Annotated in this window: 3 protein-coding genes; 1 reads left to right on the forward strand and 2 read right to left on the reverse strand. The window is 76.5% G+C overall.

The window, feature by feature from the left end; genetic code table 11:
- Positions 1–11 precede the first annotated feature (11 nt).
- Both AA75_RS10775 and AA75_RS10780 read right to left on the reverse strand, forming a co-directional pair.
- Positions 12–641 (reverse strand): response regulator transcription factor, encoded by a 630-nt coding sequence (locus AA75_RS10775; protein ID WP_033819669.1) that lies wholly within the window; start codon positions 639–641, stop codon positions 12–14.
- Positions 638–1,819 carry a sensor histidine kinase gene (locus AA75_RS10780; RefSeq protein ID WP_051812104.1) on the reverse strand — a complete coding sequence of 394 codons (1,182 nt, stop codon included), beginning with the start codon at positions 1,817–1,819 and terminating at the stop codon, positions 638–640. The genes AA75_RS10775 and AA75_RS10780 overlap by 4 nt, the downstream gene beginning before the upstream one ends.
- 285 nt (positions 1,820–2,104) lie before the next feature.
- Here AA75_RS10780 and AA75_RS10785 point away from each other — a divergent pair.
- A partial coding sequence (locus AA75_RS10785) for a heme-binding protein (protein ID WP_033819671.1) occupies positions 2,105–2,520 on the forward strand: 416 nt, incomplete at its 3' end.

Raw genomic sequence — 2,520 nt, forward strand, 5'->3', positions numbered from 1 at the left:
CGCGGGGCCGGTCAGCGCAGCAGCCGGCGCTCCTTGGCGGCGGCCACCGCGCCCGCCCGGGTGTCGACGCCCAGCTTGGCGTAGATCCGGCCGAGGTGGGTCTTGACGGTCGCCTCGCTGATGAACAGGGCCCGGGCGATCTCCCGGTTGCCGTGGCCCTGGGCGAGCTGGGCGAGGATGTCCTGCTCGCGGTCGGTCAGCTGGGGTGCCGGGGCGCGCATCTGGGCCATCACCCGGGTGGCGACCGGCGGGGAGAGCGCGGTGCGGCCCTCGGCGGCGGCGTGGATGGCGGCGAACAGTTCCTCGGGGCGCTCCGCCTTGAGCAGGTAGCCGGTGGCGCCGGCGGCGATGGCCCGGGTGATGTCGGCGTCGGTGTCGTAGGTGGTGAGCACCAGCACCCGGGCGGCGGCGGGCCCGGTGGTGATCCGGCGGGTGGCCTCGATCCCGTCGATGCCCGGCCCGAGCTGCAGGTCCATCAGCACCACGTCCGGCCGCAGCCGTTCGGCCAGCGCGACCGCCTCCTCGCCGCTGCCCGCCTCCCCGGCCACCTCGATGCCGGGGGCGCTGGCCAGCAGGGCCAGCAGGCCGGCCCGGACCACCGCGTGGTCGTCGCAGACCAGCAGCCGTACGTCCGTGTTCACCGGTCCTCCAGCGGGATCGAGGCGGAGACCACGGTGCCTTCGCCGGGGGTGCTCTCGACGGTGAGGGTGCCGCCGAGCTGGCGCAGTCTGGCCCGCATCGCGGGCAGCCCGTGGCCGCGCCCGGCCGCCGGGGGGCCACCCGGCGGGGTGTCACCATCCGCTCCCGCACCGCCGGGCGGCCCGGCCAGGCCGCGGCCGTCGTCCGCGATGTCCAGGACGGCCTGGTCGCCGAGGTAGGAGAGGCTGAGCGCGGCCGTCCGGGCGTCGGCGTGTTCGCGGACGTTGGCGAGCGCGCCCTGCGCGATCCGCAGCAGGGCGGCCTGTGCGGCGGCGGGCACCGGGACGGGCGCGCCGTCGATGCGGACGTGCACCGGGCGCCCGCTCTCGGCGGTCTCCCGTTCGGCGAGGGCCCGCAGTGCGGCCTCCAGCGTGCCGCCGTCGGCGAGTTCGGCGGGAGCGAGGTCGTGGACGAAGCGACGGGCCTCGGCCAGGTTGCGGGCGGTGATGGCGGTGGCGGTCCGGACGTGGCCGCGGGCGGTGGCCGGGTCGCGTTCCCAGACCCGGTCGGCGGCCTGGAGCAGCATCTGCTGGCTGGACAGGCCCTGCGCCAGGGTGTCGTGGATCTCCATGGCGAGCCGTTCGCGTTCGGCGAGCGTGCCCTCGCGGCGTCCGGTGGCGGCCAGTTCGCGGCGGGTGCTGATCAGGTCGTCGATCAGGGCGCGCTGCCGGGCACCCTGCCGTTCCATGTACCGGAAGACCGCCGTGGCGAGGACCGCGACGGTGGGCGGCAGCAGCGGCAGGGTGGGGTCGAAGCCGTCCGACAGCCGCAGTTCGGCGGTCACCACCAGCGCGGTCATCGCGCCGATCACCGGGACGGCGGCCCGGGTGGGCAGGGCCCGCAGCACGGTGTAGATCAGCGGTACGGCGCACCAGGCGAAGCTGGGCGCCATCAGCACCAGGACCGCCCAGCTGCCGAGCACCGCGAGCAGGCCGGCCAGCTCGGCGGGGCGCCGCCCGGCGGCGGCCAGGCGGCCCGGGCTCCGGGCGGGCAGCAGCAGGTGCGCCGCGGCCAGCGCGACCGACAGTCCGATCACCCAGGGGGTGCGGGCGGAGTGCCAGTGGTGGTCCAGGTACCGGGTGAGCGAGGCGGCGAGCAGCAGCAGGAAGGCGATCCGCATCACCGTGGCCAGCCACCCCGCGTCGGGGTCGCCGGCCGGCGGCCGGTGGTCGTCCACGTGGTTCTCCTCGTCCGTCGGCGGGCCCGCTCCCGCCGGCTGTCCTCCTGGCATGGTGGCCCGCCAGGGGGCCGTGCGCATCGACCGATCGGCCGACCCCCGTGTCGTCCATGATGCCTGCCGGTCCGGGCCGGTCCGACGATCCGGACGGCGGGTGGCCGGCCGGAGGATCGAGGCAGAGCGGGAGCCGGTGCGGTTCCCGGAGCCGATCCGAGCAGGAGCCGAAGCATGACGAAGATGAGCCCGCGGGCCCGTGTACTGACCGGCGCCGTCGCCGTGGCCGCCCTGGCGGCGGGCACCCTCGGTGCGGTGTCGGCCAACGCCGAGACCGGCCGGGCACCGGAGGCCGCCAAGGCGGACGCGGTGAAGGCCGATGCCGCCGACCGCAACCTCACCGGGTCGACGGGCCTGAGCATCGAGGCCGCCACCAAGGCCGCCCAGGCCGCCCTGGACGCCGCCGAGAAGGGCGGCCAGCACGTCTCGGTGGCCGTGGTCGACCGCAACGGCGTGACCCGGGTGCTGCTGAAGGGCGACGGCGCGGGCCCGCAGTCCCCGGAGTCGGCCGAGCGCAAGGCGTTCACCGCGGTGTCCTGGAACGCGCCCACCTCCGAGCTGGTCAAGCGCCTGGCGGCCACCCCGAACCT

The organism is Kitasatospora sp. MBT63, assembly GCF_000710465.2.
Taxonomy (GTDB): domain Bacteria; phylum Actinomycetota; class Actinomycetes; order Streptomycetales; family Streptomycetaceae; genus Kitasatospora.